Genomic DNA, 18,942 nt, shown 5'->3' with positions numbered 1-18,942 from the left:
TTTGTGGGCGGGGACAATGGGGAATTCTAAACACAACGGTTTAGATTTGGCTCGAGAAGCATCAAATTTAAAGACGCTTGTTTCAGCAACAATTGCTACGCTTTTAGGATTTGCTCTCAACTATATCTCTGTTCGATATTTTGATCCATTTTGGTTGCCGATCGGGGCTGCCCTGGCGTCCGCAGTAATTTCAATTGGAATCATTTCCATTGTATTCGATCTGATATTACGCCGCCAACTTCAGAGGGAGTTGCTAAAGCTCGTCGGCATCGAGAGCTCTATCTCCGCAAATCAAGTCATAGATGTTGGCCCAAATGCGGATCTCTCTTGGAAGGAGTTGTTGACAGAGAAGGGAAGCTATCGGCTCATGATGCTTGACCCTGAAAATTGGATCTCAGACAACTGGCATATAATAGCTCAAGCAGGTAAGAGTAAGATAGTCAATATTGAAATTCTAATACCCGACCCTGATAAGGATTATATCAATCAGCTTTCTCTGGCCGTTGCTCGAGACGTGGAATTGTTACGAAAGTCCATTACTCAGGCAGCTACTGACATAGAAGCAAAGTGGAACATTTCCCGAAAGAAGAATGAGTTAAAGGCCGGATCAAAAGTTTCGATAAAGTACCTCGACGAGATCCCAAAGTACATGATTTGCATTATTGACGGGACTATCGTGGTGGTCCTGAATACTGCAGTTGGACACATTCCTAAAGAAAAAAGCTTCTACACTATTTTTTCAGGAAACATGCAATCATACCCGAGCAATTGGTTCTTAGAGCAGTTTGATACCTGCCTTGTCAGCGGAACTCATTTTGAGAATGAGGTGCAGTGATGCGTCAGTCTGGCTCAAATGTGCAGATGATGCATATTCGTCGTTTGATGGATGCGATCAATGCCGGAGAAATCGCGATTCCGGACTTCCAACGCGACTTCGACTGGTCTGAATCGGACGTAAAGGAGCTTCTGGTCACAGTATTCTCAGGATGGCCGGCAGGTAGCCTTTTGCTGCTCGATGCGCGAAAAGAGATATTTCATCTTCGCTCGCTGGAGGGCGGTCCAGACGTCGCTCTGGAGCCATCTTACGCCATTTTAGACGGCCAGCAGCGGCTTACGTCCCTCTACCACGCCTTCTTTGAAAAGGGCGATGTATTATACGCCGTTGATTGGACGCTCGACGAGCGAAATGAGCTTGATGATAGGATCGTTTCCTTTTCTCGAAACACTTGGGAAAAGAAGCGGCTCTCGACTATTGAGAGCCAGGCCAAGGAGCACATCCTGCCCATTTCCGTGCTGAAGACAGCTTCAGATTTTTTTGAGTGGCGAGACGAGGTCGTTGAGTATTCCCCGCTGGTCTTGCGCGCCGACATCAAGAAGAGATTGACCGAATTTTACACGCGAAATCTCAGTGCAGTTCATGAGTATGAGTTTCCCGCGGTGATTTTGGAAAGCTCGCTGGAGCCCGAGGCTATTGCGCGCATTTTTGAGCGAGTTAATCGCACGGGTTTGAAACTAAGCGCGTTTGATCTGATGGTTGCGAAGACCTTCAGGCCAGACTGGAATCTAAGAGATCGTTGGATAGAGTTACGCGAACAATATCCAAAGGTTAGCGCCTTTCTGGGTGATGATGGGATGCCTCTTTTGCAGGCCATTGCTCTTCGTGAAAACGCTGATATTCGAAAGTCGTCGGTGCTCGCGCTTGAGCGGTCAGCAGTTCACAATTCGTGGGCGAAGGCCGGCCAATCGGCGAATAATGCGATCGAGTTTCTTCAATCAAGATGCGCGGCCGTAAAGGAGGAGTTCGTTCCTTATCAGGCATCAATAGCATTGCTAACAGCTCTTGATATGGATGGTCTTATGCAACCGTCTGAGTCCGAGATTGGGAATTGGTTTTGGCAATCTACCTTCGACAGGTCGTTTGATGTCGCATCCAATACTAGGCTGGTGTCGCACTACCGAGCGTTAAAATCTGGAGAGCAGGAAAGGTTATTCCGAGACATTGCGCACGTTGATCTATACGCGGCGAACAAGCGAAATGCAAAAGCTCTTTGGGCCGGTGTATCTTGTATCCTTGCTGCGGGTATACTGAAATCTGGCGCGATGGCTATTGATGATTTTATGGTCGATGAGTTAGAGGTGGCTTTCGTATACGCCCGTCAAGAGGTACCTTCTGTCATGGACTTCGGTATAGATGAAAACCAGTTCATCGATTACTATAGGAGTCTATTGAACGCCGTCTTGGTTCCAAGAGCGCATGTCGCAGCGATAAACAGGATGTCGGCGAAAGAAACGTTAGATTACTGCAAATGGAACGATTTAACAAATCTTCTCCGCGCTCAAATTGATGACATAGATAATATGATTGCTACGGGTTATCATGAGTATTACTCGAATCGAAATATACAGATTGGGGAGTTTTTAAGAAAGAGCACTGGCAATATGGCGAACATCGAGTTCGCGACTCACGAGTTGGAGGAGCCAATCTAGCCAACGCAAAATTGCGCCGCCGTGAGAGCGCTCGCAGCAGAAAATTTCTGCGCGGCGAGTCCCACACCTACCGAGCCAAAGGCGTCGCCCCATCGTCGGTGGCACACGATGGCGCCTTCGGCCTCGCCGGCACATTCGTCGCCAGCGCCTCGCTCCGTGAAACCCTTTTTGGACGATTGACGGCGCGACGCTCGTGTTGCCACCGCGCTGTTCACCATGAAATACCAGCGGCTGGGCAATGACTGCGTCGCAGCGGGCTTCCTCACCTTCCTTGCCGGCGAGGCGCTGCTTCTGGCCGGCAATGCGGCGGGCTTGCCGGCCGGCGTGCCTTCCTATGGTGACAGCATCGCGCTATGGGCGGCGGGGCTCGTCATGGTCAGCGCGCAAGCCACCTTCGCGCTGTGGATGCGGCTCACCGCCTTCGTCGCCGCCGCGCTCTTCGTCGTCTCGTCCTTGATGATCCTCTGGGGCGCGCCGCTTCTGCCCACATCCTCGCCCCTGCCGGCGGCCGGCTATCCGTTCCTGGTGCTGACCTTCAACGGCTGGATCTGGACGCTGCTGAAATGCGATTGATGAGCAACTGACAAGCGCAATACATTTAGCTCCTTTGGGGGATTTCAAATTGCGCAAATATGTCGTGGCATTCTTCAGCCTTTGCATCGATGCCGCCTGGATCGGCGTGGCCGTTGCACTGGCCAACCGGCTCGGCGTCGCCGAGATGGTTCTCGGCCAGCCGCTGTCCGGGGCGGGCTGCGCGTTGGTCGTGACGCTTCTACTCACCGTGGCTCGGCTGACCAACGCTTCCTTGGGCGAATGGCTGCTGGCCTACGCGCTTGACGAGAAGCCTGCAGGCCAGCGTCAGTGGCCGAACCTTGTGTTGGGCACGGTGAGCCTCATTTCCGGTCTGTTGACGCTTCTCAACCAGACCGTTCCCGACCACGGCATGCCTTTCCTGTTCATGGTGGAGCAGACGCCGCTGAAAATTGCGGCGGTTACGCTTTACGGCTGTCTTTGCTGCTGGTGCGGCGCGATGCTGCTGCGGTTCGAGCCCAGGGCAAAACTCTACAACGCCGTGATGGCGGCATCGAGCGTGCCGCTGGCCGCGATAAATCAGTTGTTTTCGCATGATGCGCTGATCGCCTCGATGATGGCCCGCGCGAACGCGGCCGGTCGCGAGTTTCCCCTGGAAAAGGCCGAGGCCTACGCGCGCATATCGATCTACTACAGCATTCTGGTCGCCGTGGTGATGCTGGCGATCCTGTATTTCTGCCGGGAGCGGGCCTCCTCGCAAGAAGCGGTCGAGAGCTAGCGGGCGTCCAAGGCTTGGACGCTGCTGACCTTCTCCCCTTGTGGGAGAAGGTGGATCGGCGCGTCAGCGCCGAGACGGTTGAGGGGTGTTCCAGCGGAGTAAGGCGTAGTGAATCTGCTTGTGGCTGACGTGGCGCCAAGCTGGAGCACCCCTCATCCGACCTCGCTTCGCGAGGCCACCTTCCCCCACAAGGGGGGAAGGGAAGGACGCGGTTCGCCGGCTGCTCTCGACAGTTTGGTGTCGTTGCGCTTCACTCCAGCCATGTCCGCCCCCGTCGAGATCCGCAACAGCGCCTCCAGCAACACATTTCAAATCATCGCGCCGTTCATCGGCGCGGCGGTTGCCGGCGTTCTGGCGTTTCGCGCGATTTCGTCCGACATGACGCGCGGGCCGGTGTTTCTGCTCATCCTCTTCGCCCTCGGCTGCCTTGGCTGGGGGCTGTACAAGGCGGGCAGCGGGTTCGACAGCGGGGTTCAGGTCACGCTGGATGCCAAGGGATTTCGCGACAAGCGCGCCGGTGATGTGCTGGTGCCGTGGGAGACGGTGCGCAGCGCCGGGCTGGTGCATGGCAACCATGGCGGGCCGACGCTGGTGAATTTCGAGCTGACCGGGCCGCTGCCGGAGGCGATCAAATATTCCAGCGCCAATGCGGTGGGCCTGATGCTGCCGGGCGGCGGGCACACCGTGCATATGGAGATGTCGTCGCTGGATATTTCGGAAGCCGAGATGATGGCGGCGATCCGGCGGCTGGCGCCTGGGGTTAAGTTGGGGCGGTAGGGGCGGGCGCTGACGCCTCTTCCTTCTCCCCTTGCGGGAGAAGGTGGATCGGCGCGTCAGCGCCGAGACGGATGAGGGGTGTTCCAGCCTGGCGCTGCGGTCAACCGTCGGAAAATCTCAGCCTTGGATACCAACGCCCCACTCCGTGGCGCACCCCTCATCCGTCTTGCCGCTTCGCGGCAATCCACCTTCTCCCACAAGGGGAGAAGGCAAGAAGCGTCGGCGCCTCACCCCTCGATCCAGACCTTCTCGAAATGCTGCTCCAGCGCCTGGTGCTGTTCGCATCCCTCCACCCCCTTGCGATACGTCCGGTAGACGGAGCGCCAGTAGGGCTGGATGATGATGCCGGAATCGCGCAGATTCTTCTCGATGCCGGCCATGATCTCCTTGCGGGCCTTGGCGTCGGGCATGGCGAGCGCCTTGTCGAGCAGCTCGTCGAACTCCTTGTTGGCATAGGCGCTTTCGTTCCACGCGGCGCCGGACTTGTAGGCGAGCGCCAGCACCTGGACGCCAAGCGGGCGGCCGAGCCATTCGGTGCAGGAGTAGGGGAACTTGCTCCAGTCGTTCCAGAAGGTGGCGGCGGGCAGCACGGTGCGCTTGATCTTGAGGCCGGCCTCGCGGATCTGCGCGGCAATCGCATCGGCCGTGCTTTTCTGCCATTCGATGTCGACCGAGATCAGCTCGTACTCGTGGTCTGATTTGCCGGCTTCCTTCAGCAGCGTCTTCGCCGCCTCGACGTCGCGCCTGGCCGGGCCGATATCGGCATATTCGGGGTGCATGGGGCCGACATGATGGTTGTCGGCGGGTTTGCCGCGGCCGTCGAGGCCGAGCTTCAGCACCGCGGAATTGTCGACGGCAAGCTGGGCGGCGCGGCGCACCTTGACGTCGTCATAGGGCGCGTTGCCGACATTGAAGCGGGCGACGATGGTGGAGCCGGTGGCGATCTCGGAATTCTTCAACCCCATCTTCTCGGTCTGCGAGACGGCGTCGGCCGTGGTTTCGTGGTCGGTGTCGATCTCGCCGGATTCGAAGGCCGACAGCATGGCGTTGGGGTCGGAGCCGTAGTCGATCCACTGGATGCCATCGAGCCAGAACTCGCCCTTCCACCAGGGCTTGTCCTTGCGCTTCACCTCCGCGCCCGTCTCGGCGTCCCATTTCACCAGTTCACAGGGGCCCGTGGTGATGGCGAGTGCCTTCATCGGGTCGCCGCCGCCATCATAGGAGCGGTGCATGACGAGCGCGGGATAATCGGCCATGCCGGCGATCAGCGAGATGTCGGGTTTCGGCAAATTGAGCTTGATGGTGTGGTCGTCGACCTTCTCGATGCCGCCGTCGACCACCTTCTTGGTGTCGGCATTGACCAGCGCGCCCATGCGCGCGGCGACCGAATTGCCGGCGACGCCGGCCTCGCACCAGCGGGTGAGGTTGTGGACGACGTCCTCGGCGTTGAAGGTGTCGCCATTCGACCAGGTGATGCCCTTGCGCACATGCAGCGTGAGCGTTTTGGCGTCGTCGCTCATCTCCCACTTTTCCAGGAGCCAGGGCTCGAAGGAGAAATCCGTGTTCCAGCGCACCAGATATTCATTGCAGTGGCGCGCGACGTTGGACATCTCGACGCCGTCGAAGGTGCGCGGGTCCTTGAAACCCTTGACGTTCATGGCGACGCGCAGCGTGCCGCCCTTCTTCGGCTCGGCGGCGCGGGCGGGCGGCGCGGCGAGCCCGCCCAGCGCCAAGGCGCCGGCGGCGCTGACGCCGAGGCCGGCCATGAGCGCCAGGTATTCGCGGCGGCTGACGCCGCCCTTCCTGAAATCGTCGGCCAATGGCCTGGCGCGCGGATGCAGTTTCCTGTCGGTCAGCATGAATTTCATCGTCGTTCCCCTGTTTGTTGGCGCGCGCCGCCCGAAGCGCGGGAAGCCGGCACGCACGGAAGCAGGCGCGCCCCGGCGGATCGCCTACGCGAGGGCGGCCGCGACCGCCGGGGAGCCATTGCCTGAGGCGGCGATGATAGGGCTGGGTTACACTGGGAAGTGTTCTGGAATCCGCAGGAGTTGTGCGGTGTTCCGTAGGGTGCCGCTCACGAGCGGGCGGTCCAGAAGAGCTCTGTCCACGCCGAGCTCCGTCACACCCCCCTCTGCCCTGCCGGGCATCTCCCCCGCAAGGGCGGAGATCGGCAGCTTCGCGGACAGCGTCTCATCATCGGCGATTGGCGAAACCCGGCGTGACATCCAATCTCCCCCCTTGCGGGGGAGATGGCCGGCAGGCCAGAGAGGGGTGCTGTCCCGCCAGCCCTTGCCGAGGACAGTGCGCCGCGGCAACAAAAAACCCGGCGCAAGGCCGGGTTTTTCAAGCAATCCGTTCAGGCTGAAATCAGCTGACCTGGACCTTCGACGCGGCGGCCTGGTCCTCGGCGATCTTCTGCTGGAACATCTGCGCGAAGTCGATCGGGTCGAGCATCAGCGGCGGGAAGCCGCCATTGCGGGTGGCCTCGGCGATGATCTGGCGCGCGAAGGGGAACAGCAGGCGCGGGCATTCGATGAACAGGATCGGCAGCATGTGCTCCTGCGGGAAGCCCGAAATGGCGAAGACGCCGCCATAGACCAGCTCGACGTTGAACAGCACTTCCTGGTCGAAGGAGGCCTTGGCGTTCAGCGTCAGGTTGACGTCGAACTGCTTGTCGGAAAGCGGGTTGGCGTTGACGTTGACGTTGATGGCGATGCCGGGGGCCTTGTCGCGGCCGCGCAGCGAGTTCGGCGCGCCGGGGCTTTCGAAGGACAGGTCCTTCACATACTGGGCCAGAACGTTGAGCGACGGCTGCGCGCCCGCGTTGCCGTTTCCGTTGGCCGCGCCGGTCGGCGCGTCGTCATTGCTGGCCATGAGCCTTTTCCTTTTCCCCTGGGCAGCTTTGCTGACCGAATTGAAATCGGGGGTTGGCTAGCATGGCCGACATGACAAGACAAGGTTTGCCGCCTTGTGATCCGAGGCGACGGCGCCGACCTTTTGTGGGTGGGGTCAATCGCCAAAGTCAGCGCTGCCCCTCACCTGGCTGCCCGTCCTCCATAGCCGTTGCGGAAGAGCGCCCTTCCTCTCCCCCCGTCGATCGGGGGAGAGGTGTCGAGCGAAGCTCGACGGAGTGGGGGTCGAACCCGTTGACCGTAAGGCGAAGCAAGGCCTGCGTCTTAGTCGCTTTTCAATATCCGTTCGCGGCGGTTGCCAGGCAATTCCCCCACTCCGTCTCGGCTTCGCCGAGCCACCTCTCCCCCCTCCGGAGGGAGAGGAAAGGAGCCCGGCTGGGACTGCGCCAAAGCTCGGAAGCAGGCCGGAAGCGCGACCTAGTCGTCCTTCAGGCGCCGCCAGGGCGAATTGTGGTCCGGCCCGCGCTTGAAATCGTCCTCGCGCGAATAGTCGCCGTCTTCGAGGTCGATGACCTTGTCGCGGCCGCGGCCGCGAAAGCCGCCGGCCGAGAAATTGGTGGCCACCACGATGCGGCCCTTGAACCGGCTCCAGGCAAAGTCGCGCACCGGCGGCACAAACAGCAGCAGGCCGATAATGTCGGTGATGAAGCCGGGGATGATCAGCAGGATCGCGGCCACCACGATCATGGCGCCGTGCGCCAGGTGGCGGCTGGGGTTATGGCCGGCGGCCATCTCGGCGCGGATGCGGGCCATGACGCCGAAACCCTGGTAGCGGAGCAGAAGCACGCCGGCGATGCTGGAGGCCAGCACCAGGCCGACCGTCGCCAGCGCGCCGACCTCGCGGCCGACGATGACGAAACCGGCGATTTCCAGCAGCGGAAGCGCGAGGAGAAAGAAGGGAAGCAGCGAAATGCGCAAATCTGGACCGATCGGTTCGATGTTTTGCCCGGCGGCGACCAATCGCCGCTGGCACTGGGCCTGTTAGATAGGTATGCCTGCCTTTGATTTGAATGATTGCGCCTTGCGTTCTATATGCTTTGAATGTTGAACGCTATGCGACCGTGGGCCTCCGGCCTGGCGGTCCGGCCAAGAGGCAGGGATTGATTGGCGGAAGATATGGGATTCTTCGACTTCGGCACGATTTTCTTCCTGATCGCGGCGGTGGTGATCTTTTTCCAACTGCGCAATGTGCTGGGCCGTCGGACCGGTAGCGAAAGGCCGCCTTTCGACCCCTATTCCGCGTCGCGTACGGCCGACAAGGACGCCGCCCAGAAGGCCGAGAATGTCGTTTCCCTGCCGCGCAAGCGGCTGCCGGGAGAGCCGGCGGCGGACACCTATGCGGCGATCGACGCCTTCGCCGCGCCCGACACCGACCTCAACAAGGGGCTGCGCGCGATCAAGGACAGCGATGCGTCCTTCGAGCCGAAGGGTTTCGTCGACGGCGCCAAGATGGCCTACGAGATGATCGTCATGGCCTACGCCGACGGCGACCGCAAGACGCTGAAGAACCTGTTGTCGCGCGAGGTCTATGACGGCTTCGTCGCCGCGATCGGCGAACGCGAGGCCAAGTCGGAAAAGATCCAGTCCTCCTTCGTCGGCATCGACAAGGCCGACATCGTCTCGGCCGAGATGAAGAATGGCGAGGCCCATGTCACGCTGCGCATCATCAGCGAGCTGATCTCGGCGACGCGCGACAAGGCCGGGACGGTCATCGACGGCGACCCCGAAACAGTGGCCGAGGTCAAGGATGTCTGGACCTTCGCCCGCGACACGCGCTCGCGCGATCCGAACTGGAAGCTCGTCGCCACCGAAGAAGAAGACTGAGGTCGATGCATGTCGCCCGGAAGCGGGCAACGGTTCCGGGATAACGACATGCATAGCAGCGGGGATGCCGGAGTGTCGCTCTCGCCGCTGCTGGCGGCGAAGACCTTCGCCGATCTGCCCGGCTGGGCCGGCGACGACCATCTGCCCGCCTTCGAGGCGTTCCGTCGCTCGGCCTTCCACATCCTGACCAAGCCTTATCGCAGCGGCGCGCTCGGCGTCGCCTTCGGCGCCTTCGCCGACGCCTATGCGCAGGCGCGTGAAGCGCCGCCGCAAGATGGAGCACAGGCACGGGCCTTCTTCGAACGGCATTTCGCGCCGATGCTGGTGCGCTCCGAGACCGGCACGGGCCTCGTCACCGGCTTCTACGAACCGCAGGTCGAGGCCTCGCCGGTGCGCACGGCGCGTTTCACCGTGCCGCTTCTGTCGCGGCCCGCCGATCTCGTCGATGTCGACGATGCGAACCGGCCCGCGGGCATGGACGCCTATCTCGCCTTCGCGCGCCGGACGCGCGACGGGCTCGCCGAATATTTCGACCGCGGCGCGATCGAGCGCGGCGCTTTGGCCGGTAAGGGCCTCGAGATCGCCTGGCTGGCCGACAAGGTCGACGCCTTCTTCATCCATGTGCAGGGCGCGGCGCGGCTCGTCATGACCGACGGCCGGCTTTGCCGCGTCACCTACGCCGCCAAATCGGGCCAGCGCTTCACCGGACCGGGCAAGGTGCTGAGTGAAGCAGGCGAAATCCCGCTCGCCGCGGTGACGATGCAGTCGATCCGCGCCTGGTTCAAGGCGCATCCGGAGCGCGTCGACGAGATCCTGTGGCAGAACCGCTCCTACATCTTCTTCCGCGAGGCTGAGGTGGCGCAGGCCAGCCTCGGCCCGATCGCCGCCGCCAAGGTGCCGCTGACGCCGGGTCGCTCGATGGCGGTCGACCGGCTGCTGCACACATTCGGCACGCCCTTCCATATCGACGCGCCGACGCTGACCGCCTTCGACGGAAAGCCGTTCCGACGGCTGATGATCGCGCAGGACACCGGCTCGGCCATCACGGGGCCGGCGCGGGGCGACCTGTTCGCCGGCTCCGGCGATGCCGCCGGCGAGATCGCCGGCGTGGTGCGCAATGCGGCCGAGTTCTACGCGCTGGTGCCGCGCACGCTCGCCGGAGGCGCATGATGAGCAAGCGCCCGGACAGGTTGAGCGAGGACGACCGGGTACTGTGGAACCTGGTGGCGCGCACCGCCAAGCCGCTCAAGGGCAGGATGTCCGTGGACATTCCCGACCTGGCCGTCGACGCCAGGCCGGCGACGGCGCAGCCGGCCCAGCCCATCGCCAATGCGACGGGTGCGGCAAAACCGAAGGCGCAGCATGTCACGCAGCGTCTCGACGAACCGACGCTGGACAAACTGTCGAAGGGCCGGCTGCCGATCGAGGGCCGCGTCGACCTGCACGGCATGACGCAGGACGAGGCCTATTCGCTGCTGTTCTCGTTCCTGCACCGGGCGCATGCCGGCGGCATCCGCTATGTGCTGATCATCACCGGCAAGGGTTCTTCCTCCGGCGGCGACGGCGTGCTGCGGCGCGCGGTGCCGGCCTGGCTGGCGACGCCCGCCTTCCGGCCGCTTGTTTCCAGCCACGACCACGCCGCCCGCAACCATGGCGGTTCGGGCGCGCTCTATGTCAGGCTGCGGCGGGTGCGCGCATGAGGGCGCGGAGGACAGGGGCATGACCCCGTTCGGCGAGAGGCTGCGGGCGCTGCGCGCCGAGCGCGGCGTCAGCCAGAAGGACATGGCGGCGGCCATCGGCGTCAGTGCCGCCTATCTGTCGGCGCTCGAGCATGGCCGGCGCGGCGCGCCGACCTGGACGCTGATCCAGAAGATCATCGGCTATTTCAACATCATCTGGGACGATGCCGAGGAACTGGCGCGACTGGCAGAGGCGTCGCATCCGCGCGTCAGGCTCGACACGTCGGGGCTTTCGCCGGCCGCCACCGAACTCGCCAACCTTCTGGCCGAGAACATCGAGAAGCTGGACGAGGCCGCACTTCGGGCCATCACCACGTCGGTGCGGGCGGCTCTCGGCAGGCGGGCCTGACCTGACGGGTCGCGTCAGATCAGGCCAGGTTCCTTGTTTCACGAAATCGCGGGCTGACCGCGGCAAGGTCAGGGCTTGCCGGCTCCGCCATTGGTGCTGCCGCCATTCGAGCCGCGGCCGCCATTGTCGTTGTGATCGCCACGGCCGCCGTTGCCGCCGCCCAGGCAGTCCGATGCGCCGGCGGTGCCGCAACAGCGGCCGGCCCACAGGTCGTTGAGATTGGTGTGGGAGCAGCTGACGGTCTGGTCGGCCAGGGCCGATCCGGCGAAGGCCGATACGGCGACGGCGGCGAGGAAGGTGTTGCGCAGGAAAGCAGTCATTTGAAGTCTCCATGGTTGGGTTTCGTCGTTCACGGCTGTGTGTCGCCGGGCAGACGGAAATGGTTCACGGAGAGACGCGGAAATTTTTCGGAGGGATGGTGCGAGGTGCGCGGCGGCCCATGTCAGCGCTGCCCCTCATCCGCCTGCCGGCACCTTCTCCCCGTACAGTGACGGGGAGAGGGGAACAGCCGCGCAGCCGCGCTTGTTTCATGACCTTGACGATTGCGAAAACGGCGATGACGGCGTCTTTCTCCCCGTCCCTATACCGGGAGAAATGCCCGGCAGGGCAATGAGGGGCGGCGCTAGCCTCTGCTATTTGCTGAAAGCACGTCGCGGGACCGCGAGCGCACTCGCCGCCTACTGCACCGATCCGACCAGCACCTGCTGGCCGCCCCGGATCGAGACCCAGCGGCCGGTGTTGTCGATCGCCTGCCGCTTCAGGAAGCGGTAGCCGGTCTGGTCCCAGGCCTTGACCTTGTCGTTGAGATTGTCGAGCACGTAGTCGCCCTTGTCGGTGCGCACCGTCAGCACGGAGTGGCCTTCGCCGTCGGGCTTGCGCACCACGGTGATGAGCAGGTCGGACAGCGATATGCCCATATGGGACAGCCGGCGGCGCTTCTCCAGAACGTAGTCCTCGCAGTCGCCGACACCCCTGTCGGGATAGGCCCAGACCTCGTCCTTGCCGTAGATATCCATGTCGCTCATCGGCTTGACGGCCGCGTTGACCCTGGCAGTGACGCTGGAAAGCTTGCGCATCAGCCCGCTGGTCATCCTGGCCGGCGCCAGATTGCCCGGACGGATCGAGCATTCCCCGGGGTGGAGCTTGCAGAAATCATAGTGTCCGATCGGCTGCGAGGTCGGGCCTCCGGTCGCCATCGCGCCGGCGGCCATTGCCGGCGCCACCCAGCCGCCCGTCGCCGCCAGACAGGCAGCAGCCACGCAAAGACGCAGCCTTCTCGCCATTGTTGAGGAATTCATTGTCCCCGCTCACCCTGTTGTTAACGAAACGTTAAGGGTGATCTACAGCCCGTGTCAATTACAACGACGGTCTGATTTGCGGCATGGTTACCCGCGGGCGAGGCGTAGCGTCCCCGGCGCAACAGAGCCGGGGCTGGCGGCTTCCTCCGCCAATCCGGCCGGGATCTGGCTACCGCCTGGCGGCGCGCACCAGTTTCGGCTTCACGGCGACGCGGTTCTGGCGGCCATAGCTGGTGATGAAGTCGACGATACGCGGCACGATCTCGGAGCGGAAGCGCGAGCCATTGAAGACGCCGTAATGGCCGACCGCCGGCTGCATGTAGTGGGCCTTCTTGTCGGCCGGGATATTGACGCACAGATCCTGCGCGGCCCTGGTCTGGCCGATACCGGAAATGTCGTCGTTCTCGCCCTCGACCGTGAACAAGGCGACGTTGCGGATGGCGGACGGGTCGATCCTGGTGCCGCGATGCGTCATCTCGCCCTTGGGCAAGGCATGGCGCACGAAGACGGTGTCGACGGTCTGCAGGTAGAACTCCGCCGTCAGGTCCATGACGGCCAGATACTCGTCGTAGAAGTCGCGGTGCTTCTCGGCATTGTCGCCGTCATGCTTCACAAGGTTCATGAAGAAGTCCTTGTGGGCGATGATGTGGCGGTCGAGGTTCATGCTCATGAAGCCGGAGAGCTGCAGGAAGCCCGGATAGACCTCGCGGCCGAAGCCCGGCACCGGCCAGGGCGCGCGCATCACGACATTGTCGCGGAACCAGTCGATGCCCTTCTCCTCGGCCAGCAGGTTGACCGCGGTCGGGTTGCGGCGGGTATCGATCGGGCCGCCCATCAGCGTCATCGTCGAAGGAACGAAGGGATCGCCCCTGCTCTCCATCAGCGCCACCGCCGCCAGCACCGGCACGGAAGGCTGGCACACGGCCATGACATGGGTGTCGGGCCCCAGTGTGCGCAGCATGTCGATGACGTAATCGATATAGTCGTCGAGGTCGAAGCTGCCCTCGGCCAGCGGCACCATGCGGGCATCGACCCAATCGGTGATGTGGACGTCGGCATAGGGAAGCATGGCTTCCACCGTGCCGCGCAGCAGCGTCGCATAATGACCAGACATCGGCGCCACGATCAGAAGCTTGGGATCGGCCTTGCGCCCGGCAGGCACGGCGCGCTCGAAGCGGACGAGATTGCAGAACGGCTTCGACCACACGGTCTTCTCGGCGACCTCGACGCTTTTCCAGTCGACGACGGTCTTGGCGAGGCCGAAGGCCGGCTTGCCGTAGCGGCGCGTGGTGCGCTCGAACAGCTCGGCGGTGGCCGCGACCGAGCGGCCCCAGGGCGTGTGCGAGATCGGGTTGAGCGGATTGGAATAGAATAGTCGAACCGCGTCGGCGACAAGCCGGGCCGGCTGCAGGGCAGCCTGGTTCAGTTCGTAGAGCTGGTAGAGCATCGACAACCCCGCTGCTGCCTCGACCGAAGGGACGACGAGCAGCGCCGAGCCTTTAATGTCTCGCGGCGAAGTTAACAACTAATTGCTGCGATGCAATACGTCACCTTGCGTGACCAATGGTTCTTTCGTCCAAAGGCCTGCAAATCCGGCTGGAACGGCGGAGCCGGCTCAATGTGCAGTGCCGAAATGTGTAGGAAATGTGTACGGACTTCGCGCCACACGCCCGACCATGATCCGAAAAGCGATCCGCAAGGGATCATGGCCGAGAGACGATCAGATCAGATGCGCGCCATACAGACGGAGGTCTGGCCGGAGCCGATGAAGCCGAGCTGGCCTGCGGCGCCCTTGGAGAGGTCGAGCACGCGACCCTTGATGAAGGGACCACGATCGTTGATGCGCACGACGACGCTGCGGCCATTGTTCTTGTTGGTGACCCGCAGCTTGGTGCCGAAAGGCAGCGTGCGGTGGGCAGCGGTCATCGCCGAGGGGTTCATGCGCTCGCCGGATGCGGTCTTGGAATGCAGCGCATACCAGGAAGCACGACCGCATTGCGCGGCGGCAGCGTTTGCCGAGGTGGCGGAAGCGCCAACCATCAGGCCAGCAGCGATCGTTACCGCGACAAGCGCGGTCTGTTTCAGGTTCTTCATCTTTAAGGGGTGGCTCCGTTTTCAGACAGGCCCCGCCGTTTGGTGGCGAATAAGGCAGGAAATGCGGCAAGCATCTGTCCGTTCCGAGGCAAGATCACACGTTTGGAGTCACCGGGTAACAGTCTGTCAGGGATTTTCCGGCTGAAAATGATCAATTCCCGATGATCTTCCGGCCGATATCCGAGATCGCTTTGACAAGATACCGGATTAATATCCAAGTAGAATCCGATGTAACCGAGCCACATCCTTTGGCTCTTTCGCCGGGATCGCGGCGCAGCATGCGATCGACTTCAAAAGCGAGGCGCGTCAATGAGACTGATGAAAAATCTGCTGGCCCTGATCGTCCTGGCCATCGGCGCATTGTGGGCGTTGCAAGGGGTCGGCGTGGTCGGCGGCAGCTTCATGACCGGCCAGTCGCAATGGCTCCATATCGGCCTGGTCACCATGCTGGTCGGCCTGGCCGGGCTGGTATGGGCGAACCGTTCGCGCGGGTGAGCCTTCGGACCAATCGGCCGGGTAGGGTGAGGCGTCGACCCCCACTCCGTCGAGCTTCGCTCGACACCTCTCCCCCGATCGACGGGGGAGAGGAAAGGCACCAGGCTTTTTCGCGGGAGGCACCCTTCCTCTCCCTCCGGAGGGGGGAGAGGTGGCTCGGCGAAGCCGAGACGGAGTGGGGGAACCACCTGGGCAAACCCTTCGCTGCGGTAAATCGGGCCAACCAAGCAAAATATGCTGGCGCGGCAGACGAATGACGGCAGGCTCGGGAGGCAGGCCCAATCACGCCCTCAATGCGACCAGTACTGCCAGGCCCAGTAGAAACTTTCGTCGCGGGGCGGCAGGCGCTCGCGGCCGGCCTGGAAACGGACCGGCGCCGGCGACCGCGCATCGTCCTTGCCTGTCTCTTCATTGTCGGACGCGAGCCCAAGCAGCCAGTTGCCGACCCAGTTGCCGAGATTGACGAACAGCACGGCGGTGGAATGGGTCATCATCGTTCTCCTTGTCCGGTTACTCCCGCCCGGCCCAGGGCACGAGCGCACGCTCGATCCTGCGGATGGCGAATTCGAGCACGAAGGCGATGGCCGCGATCACCAGTATGCCCATGATCACCACGTCGGTGACCAGGAACTGGGCGGCCGACTGGATCATGAAGCCAAGCCCGCGCGTCGCCGCGACCAGTTCGGCCGCGACCAGCGTCGACCAGCCGGCGCCGAGCGCGATGCGCAGGCCGGTCAGGATCGAGGGCAGCGCGCTGGGCAGGACGACGTGGCGGACCACTTGAGCCCGCGTCGCGCCGAGCGAGCGCGCGGCGTTTACACGCTCACGCGAGACGCCGCGCACGCCGGACGCGGTCGAGAGCGCGACCGGCGCCAGCATGGCGATGGCGATCACCAGTATCTTCGACGGTTCGCCGATGCCGAACCAGATGATGACCAGCGGCAGGTAGGCCAGCGGCGGGATCGGCCGCAGGAATTCGAGCAGCGGATCGAAGATGCCGCGCCCGACGGTGCTGATGCCGATGGCAAGACCCACCGGCACCCCGACGAGAATGGCGGCGACCAAGGCCGCGAACACCCGGCCCAGGCTGGCGACGACATGCTGGAGCAGCGTCGCGTCGACGAAGCCGTCCTTGATGACGACAATGAACTTGTTCCACACCGCGACCGGCGAGGGGAGGAAGACCGGCGATACCAGTTGCAGGCGGGCCGACAATGCCCATGCCGCCAGCAACAGGAGGATGGTGACGGCGCTGACCATGCGGGCCGAGACGCCCTTGCGCCTGGCGCTCGGGCGCGACCACGGCACCGACAATCCGTCGGCCGTTTCCGTCCGGGCGGCGGGCCGCTCGCTGTAGGAGGAAATGGTCATGCCGCTTCTCCCTCGAAAATGGCGTCGGTCAGTTCGCCGCGCGCCGCGGCGAAGGCCGGATCGCTCTTGATCGAGCGAACGGGCTCGCCGGCGGCATAGCGCCGGGAGAAGCCCGGCTCGAAGCCGCGCACCACACGCCCCGGGCCAGGCGCCAGCACGACGATGCGAGTGGCGAGCACCAGCGCCTCCTCGATGCCGTGGGTCACCATCAGCACGCCGACATGGCTTGCCGTCCAGAGATCGAGCAGCGTCGTCTGCATGCGCTCGCGCGTCAGCGCGTCGAGTGCGCCAAGCGGCTCGTCGAGCAACAGGAACTGCGGCTCGGCGGCGAGCGCGCGGGCGAGGCCAACGCGCTGGCGCATGCCGCCGGACAGTTCCCAGATGTGCTTGTCGCCGGCATCGCCGAGCTTGACCAGCGCCAGCAGTTCATCGGCGCGCCGCGCCCGCTCGGCCGGCCTGACCCCGCGCAAGCGAAGGGCGAAGGCGACATTCTCGCGGGCCGTCAGCCACGGGAACAGGGCGTCGTTCTGGAACACCACCGCCCGGTCCGAGCCCGGTCCGGTGATCCCCCGCCCGTTGATCGAGGCCTGGCCGCGCGACGGCGTGACGAGGCCGGCGGCAACGTTGAGCAGCGAGGTCTTGCCGCAGCCGGAGCGGCCGACCAGCACGACGAAGTCGCCCTTGGCGACGTCGATCGAGACGCGCTCGACGGCCGGCGCGGGCTGGCCGTCATAATGGATCGAGACCTTGTCGAGCACGAGATGCGGCATGGGTCCTCGCGGATCTGGGGAAATCCGACTGCCCCGGAACGGCTCCTCGTCAGCGGTTCCAGGGCAGGCAGCACGCGCGGCGTCAGGGAAGGAGATCCGCGCGCGTTCAGGTGGCGTCAGGCGCTCAGTTCGAGGCCAGCGCCTCGGTGACGTATTTCGATGTCACGTATTTCGAGTAGTCTGGCAGCACGGCGTCTACCTTGCCCTGTTCCTTGAGGAAGGCGGATGCCGCCGCGACCGCCTTGACCGTGCCGCCGCCGAGGAATTTGTCGGAGGCCTGCTCTTCCAAGGTCGGGAAGACATAGCCTTTCAGCAGCTCGGGAACCTCTTCGACCTTGGCGCCGGTGAGCTTCGCGATCTTCTGGGCCTCCGACGAGGACACGGACCAGGCCTCCGGCTTGGCGAGATACTCGGCATAGGCGGCGCCGGTGACCTTGACGAAGTCGCGCACGGCTTCCGGGTTCTTCTCGGCGAAGTCGGTGCGCACGATCCAGGCGTCGAAGGTGGGCGCGCCCCAGGCCGCGACCTGCGAGGAGTCCAGCACCACCTTGCCTGATGTTTTGATCTGGCCGAGCGCCGGATCCCAGACGTAAGCCGCGTCGATATCGCCGCGGGCGAAGGCGGCGGCGATTTCCGGTGGCCTGAGATTGAGAATCTCAACCGACTTCGGATCGACATTCTCGTGCTTGAGCGCGGCGAGAAGGCTGTAATGCGTGGTCGAGACGAAAGGCACGGCGACCTTCTTGCCGGCAAGGTCGGCGACTTTCTCGATGCCGGCGCCGTTGCGGGCAACCAGCGCCTCGGACGGCCCGATGAGGCCGACGACGAAAATGGTCTGGATCGGCAGTTCACGGCTTGCCGCCGCGGCCAGCGGGCTCGACCCGACATAGCCGATATCGACCGAGCCGGACGCGACGGCGGCGATGACATCGGCGCCGGAATCGAATTTGCGCCAGTCGATGGCGGCCTTGGTCGCCTTCTCATAGGCGCCATCGGCCTGCGGCACCTTGGAGGGCTCGACCACCGTCTGGTAGCCGATGGTGATCTTGAGGTCTTCGGCCAGGGCCGGGCTGAGGAAGGCGGCGCCGGCAAGGGCAGCCGACGACAAGAGGAGAATGCGGCGTGAAATGGTGGACATTAAGGGCTCCATGAAACAGAGAAACCGGATTGCTTCATGATAGTCCGCTAATTCTATCGTTCTTGTAGAGTTAAATCCTTCCAAGGAATCCGGGTTTGTTGGAAAATAGCTGTCGGCGGCGGAGCAACCGGGCGCATAGGGCGGCTGCAAGCGCCGTCATCGCCGGATGACCGAACAGGAAATGGCTGTCCGAGAGCGCCCACCCCAAAAGGATTTCTGAAAAGCCCGGCCTCGCGCCGGGTTTTGTGTTTGGAGCGCGACCCATCCTTCGTCATCAACTCTGAGGAATGGTGGCGTCTCTGAGCCTAGCGTTTAGGGTGACGACGATCTTTCGCATGACGGCAGCGATGGCCACCATTGGCTTTTTGCCGTTTGTGAC

General features: G+C 63.0%; 21 protein-coding genes. 10 read left to right on the top strand and 11 right to left on the bottom strand.

Annotation, left to right across the window (positions count from 1 at the left end):
* Positions 1-16: 16 nt before the first annotated feature.
* The 5 genes from FFS37_RS06675 (at position 17) to FFS37_RS06655 (ending at position 4,573) form a co-directional block, all read left to right on the top strand.
* Positions 17-835, top strand: coding sequence for a hypothetical protein (locus tag FFS37_RS06675; protein ID WP_137930158.1), 819 nt, complete (start codon positions 17-19; stop codon positions 833-835).
* Positions 835-2,487 carry a DUF262 domain-containing protein gene (locus tag FFS37_RS06670; RefSeq protein ID WP_137930157.1) on the top strand — a complete coding sequence of 551 codons (1,653 nt, stop codon included), beginning with the start codon at positions 835-837 and terminating at the stop codon, positions 2,485-2,487. Before FFS37_RS06675 ends, FFS37_RS06670 begins: the two co-directional genes overlap by 1 nt.
* A 216-nt stretch (positions 2,488-2,703) precedes the next feature.
* Positions 2,704-3,060 (top strand): hypothetical protein, encoded by a 357-nt coding sequence (locus tag FFS37_RS35710; RefSeq protein WP_232375590.1) that lies wholly within the window; start codon positions 2,704-2,706, stop codon positions 3,058-3,060.
* Positions 3,061-3,109: 49 nt separating this feature from the next.
* Positions 3,110-3,796 (top strand): hypothetical protein, encoded by a 687-nt coding sequence (locus FFS37_RS06660; RefSeq protein ID WP_137930156.1) that lies wholly within the window; start codon positions 3,110-3,112, stop codon positions 3,794-3,796.
* 108 nt (positions 3,797-3,904) lie between these two features.
* Positions 3,905-4,573: a hypothetical protein gene (locus tag FFS37_RS06655; RefSeq protein WP_137930155.1), complete on the top strand. Its 669-nt coding sequence runs from the start codon at positions 3,905-3,907 to the stop codon at positions 4,571-4,573.
* A gap of 227 nt (positions 4,574-4,800) precedes the next feature.
* Here FFS37_RS06655 and FFS37_RS06650 read toward each other — a convergent pair whose 3' ends face one another.
* The 3 genes from FFS37_RS06650 to FFS37_RS06635 all read right to left on the bottom strand — a co-directional run bounded on the left by FFS37_RS06650 (position 4,801) and on the right by FFS37_RS06635 (position 8,403).
* Entirely contained in the window at positions 4,801-6,441 is a 1,641-nt protein-coding gene (locus tag FFS37_RS06650; RefSeq protein ID WP_137930154.1) for an ABC transporter substrate-binding protein, read from the bottom strand.
* A gap of 499 nt (positions 6,442-6,940) precedes the next feature.
* Positions 6,941-7,447: a protein-export chaperone SecB gene (gene secB, locus FFS37_RS06640; RefSeq protein ID WP_137930153.1), complete on the bottom strand. Its 507-nt coding sequence runs from the start codon at positions 7,445-7,447 to the stop codon at positions 6,941-6,943.
* Between the two features lie 455 nt (positions 7,448-7,902).
* Positions 7,903-8,403 (bottom strand): FxsA family protein, encoded by a 501-nt coding sequence (locus tag FFS37_RS06635; protein ID WP_137930152.1) that lies wholly within the window; start codon positions 8,401-8,403, stop codon positions 7,903-7,905.
* A gap of 198 nt (positions 8,404-8,601) precedes the next feature.
* On the opposite strand from FFS37_RS06635, the gene FFS37_RS06630 reads away from it, so the two are divergent.
* The 4 genes from FFS37_RS06630 to FFS37_RS06615 all read left to right on the top strand — a co-directional run bounded on the left by FFS37_RS06630 (position 8,602) and on the right by FFS37_RS06615 (position 11,397).
* Positions 8,602-9,309: a Tim44/TimA family putative adaptor protein gene (locus tag FFS37_RS06630; RefSeq protein ID WP_137930151.1), complete on the top strand. Its 708-nt coding sequence runs from the start codon at positions 8,602-8,604 to the stop codon at positions 9,307-9,309.
* A gap of 72 nt (positions 9,310-9,381) precedes the next feature.
* Complete coding sequence (gene mltA / locus FFS37_RS06625; RefSeq protein WP_137930528.1) at positions 9,382-10,479, top strand: murein transglycosylase A; 1,098 nt, start codon at positions 9,382-9,384, stop codon at positions 10,477-10,479.
* A complete protein-coding gene (locus FFS37_RS06620; RefSeq protein ID WP_137930150.1) occupies positions 10,479-11,009 on the top strand; it encodes a Smr/MutS family protein in 531 nt (176 codons plus the stop codon). Before mltA ends, FFS37_RS06620 begins: the two co-directional genes overlap by 1 nt.
* Positions 11,010-11,028: 19 nt before the next feature.
* Positions 11,029-11,397: a helix-turn-helix domain-containing protein gene (locus tag FFS37_RS06615; RefSeq protein ID WP_137930149.1), complete on the top strand. Its 369-nt coding sequence runs from the start codon at positions 11,029-11,031 to the stop codon at positions 11,395-11,397.
* A 68-nt stretch (positions 11,398-11,465) separates the two neighbouring features.
* On the opposite strand, the gene FFS37_RS06610 is transcribed toward FFS37_RS06615, so the two are convergent.
* The 4 genes from FFS37_RS06610 to FFS37_RS06590 form a co-directional block, all read right to left on the bottom strand.
* Complete coding sequence (locus tag FFS37_RS06610; RefSeq protein ID WP_137930148.1) at positions 11,466-11,717, bottom strand: hypothetical protein; 252 nt, start codon at positions 11,715-11,717, stop codon at positions 11,466-11,468.
* Positions 11,718-12,074: 357 nt separating this feature from the next.
* Positions 12,075-12,695 (bottom strand): transglutaminase-like cysteine peptidase, encoded by a 621-nt coding sequence (locus FFS37_RS06600; RefSeq protein WP_137930147.1) that lies wholly within the window; start codon positions 12,693-12,695, stop codon positions 12,075-12,077.
* Positions 12,696-12,864: 169 nt separating this feature from the next.
* Positions 12,865-14,142: a polyhydroxyalkanoate depolymerase gene (locus FFS37_RS06595; protein WP_137930527.1), complete on the bottom strand. Its 1,278-nt coding sequence runs from the start codon at positions 14,140-14,142 to the stop codon at positions 12,865-12,867.
* 278 nt (positions 14,143-14,420) lie between these two features.
* Positions 14,421-14,789: a septal ring lytic transglycosylase RlpA family protein gene (locus tag FFS37_RS06590; RefSeq protein WP_137930146.1), complete on the bottom strand. Its 369-nt coding sequence runs from the start codon at positions 14,787-14,789 to the stop codon at positions 14,421-14,423.
* A gap of 309 nt (positions 14,790-15,098) precedes the next feature.
* Between FFS37_RS06590 and FFS37_RS35705 the strand changes: the two genes are divergently transcribed.
* Entirely contained in the window at positions 15,099-15,284 is a 186-nt protein-coding gene (locus FFS37_RS35705) for a hypothetical protein (RefSeq protein WP_171026197.1), read from the top strand.
* Positions 15,285-15,574: 290 nt separating this feature from the next.
* Here FFS37_RS35705 and FFS37_RS06580 read toward each other — a convergent pair whose 3' ends face one another.
* From FFS37_RS06580 to tauA, 4 genes are all read right to left on the bottom strand, one after another.
* Positions 15,575-15,775, bottom strand: coding sequence for a hypothetical protein (locus FFS37_RS06580; RefSeq protein ID WP_137930145.1), 201 nt, complete (start codon positions 15,773-15,775; stop codon positions 15,575-15,577).
* Between the two features lie 19 nt (positions 15,776-15,794).
* Positions 15,795-16,655 (bottom strand): ABC transporter permease subunit, encoded by an 861-nt coding sequence (locus tag FFS37_RS06575; RefSeq protein WP_137930144.1) that lies wholly within the window; start codon positions 16,653-16,655, stop codon positions 15,795-15,797.
* On the bottom strand, positions 16,652-17,425 hold the full coding sequence (locus tag FFS37_RS06570; RefSeq protein ID WP_137930143.1) for a taurine ABC transporter ATP-binding protein: 774 nt from the start codon (positions 17,423-17,425) through the stop codon (positions 16,652-16,654). The genes FFS37_RS06575 and FFS37_RS06570 overlap by 4 nt, the downstream gene beginning before the upstream one ends.
* 124 nt (positions 17,426-17,549) lie before the next feature.
* Positions 17,550-18,563 (bottom strand): taurine ABC transporter substrate-binding protein, encoded by a 1,014-nt coding sequence (gene tauA, locus FFS37_RS06565; protein ID WP_137930142.1) that lies wholly within the window; start codon positions 18,561-18,563, stop codon positions 17,550-17,552.
* Positions 18,564-18,942 lie beyond the last annotated feature (379 nt).

The organism is Mesorhizobium comanense (genome assembly GCF_005503535.1).
GTDB classification, from domain to species: Bacteria; Pseudomonadota; Alphaproteobacteria; order Rhizobiales; family Rhizobiaceae; genus Mesorhizobium; species Mesorhizobium comanense.
Note: the sequence above shows the minus strand (reverse complement) of the source record. Positions and strands in the feature narration are given on the sequence as shown.